We start from the raw sequence: 1,734 nt of genomic DNA on the forward strand, positions 1-1,734 counted from the left end.
CGAATGATGTCGACACCGTAGCTGTACTGATCGCGGAATTTTTTATGGCGGCGCTCACCGATTTCCCGCTGCACCCATTCCGCCACCGGCCCGCTCGGGGCACGGTAGAAGATGCGGGTATTGAGGAGGTCCCAGATGGCCTCGGCGAAATTGGGGCCAAACTGCTCCTTAAGCTGCGGGAAGTTCTGAAGCCCGAGCAGGGCACATCCACCAAACTTACGTCCTTCAGCGCAATACTCTGGCAGGATGGGCAACTTGTGCAGTGACGGGACTTCGTCAAGAAACAGCCAGATACGCCGCTCCCTGCTGGCGGTCAGGCCAAGAATTCCGGTCATGGTCATATAGAGCCACGCGGAAAGTAACGGCTTGATGGCGTTGTGACTGCGACCGTCACTGGCCACAAAGATCCACGGGTTGTCACCGTCCGCATCTTCCGTTGCCAGCCAGTCACGAATGTTGAAAGGCTGACGTCCCTGCTGATCCAGCCCCTGCAGATAGCGCAGCGATCGGGCATAGGTCGTCAGGATGGTACGGATGGTCATCGCGGTTTTCTCGATGCTGCCATCCACCAGGTTGGCCGCGTCAGTCCCCTGCAGATAGTCACGCAGGTCTGCCAGGCTGATGGACATCAGCTTCTTCAGCAGGCCGGCGATGTTGCAATCCTTTTCTTTCGCCATACGGCGGGCGGTTGCAACAAACAGGGCGCGGGCGGACAGTACCCAGAACGGGTCACCACCGCCGTTGCTGTCAGGCAGCAGGGTGGTGGCAAAGTTTTCGAAGTCGGTAACGGTCTGACACTCGGCCCAGAGGTCCCAGGGAGCACAACGGGCATCAAACGGGTTGAGGATTTTGTCCTTATCCTGCCTGTAGAACAGCGGGATGAAGTTGTTGCCTTTGTCATAGATAACAACGCGATCGCCCCTGGCGCGGAGCTGTCTGAGCAGGTTGTTCAGGGCCGTGCTTTTGCCTGTCCCAACCGTGCCGTGAAAGCCGAAATTTTGCATCTCCGAATCTTTCAGTATGTGCAAACCACAGATATTAAGGGGCGACTGCATGCCAGCCTTTTTCAGCAGCCGGTTTAACTCTTCGGGCCCTTCGACCAGATCACGTCCACCGACCTGCTCATTGTCACGCTGCTTTTTACCCTTACTGCCCAGATACCAGGTGATGGCAAAAATGGAACCAACAAAGGTGAACGCCGCGAGGCCCCAGCCGTAAAAGGCCGCGTTTTTAACGGCCTGTCCCATCTGAATAAAATAAGGATCGGTCATCACCTGCACGGCGGTGTGCTTAAAGGTCACCACGTCGCCACCAGGACGCTCAAAATGGAACGTCCAGCTGCCACCGGGATCCTTACCGCTGATATTTTTAAACGGCATGATGAGCCACTTAATCAGCCAGTAAGCCCCCCCGTGACAGAAGGTCTGCAGCGAAAGGGTCAGAAACATCCAGAGGAAAAAGACGGCCACGGAAAACATCAGCATCCAGTACGAGGCTATATTCATGATTTGCATGAACATGCCAATCATGTACTTCATGACCTGGCCACCCTGGGTGAAGTCACGGGCATTGAGGCTCATCAGAATGCCTCCGCAAGACGTAGGTAAGCTCCACGGGAAACGTTGCAGTTTTGCAAAAGAAATAACGGGGTCAGATGAAGTTGCATGTTCACCTCGGTTGTTAAATGTGGAAAAGGTTTTTCCGGCCAGAGACCTTTGAGCAAAGGGCAACCGG

At 55.1% G+C, this 1,734-nt stretch carries 1 protein-coding gene; it reads right to left on the reverse strand.

Annotated features, from left to right (window positions below):
• Nucleotides 1-1,580: type IV conjugative transfer system coupling protein TraD (traD, locus tag GSQ70_RS00585; protein WP_158780471.1), on the reverse strand; the 1,580-nt coding region annotated here is incomplete at its 3' end.
• Nucleotides 1,581-1,734 lie beyond the last annotated feature (154 nt).

The organism is Pantoea sp. BAV 3049, from assembly GCF_009765445.1.
Classification (GTDB): Bacteria; Pseudomonadota; Gammaproteobacteria; order Enterobacterales; family Enterobacteriaceae; genus Erwinia.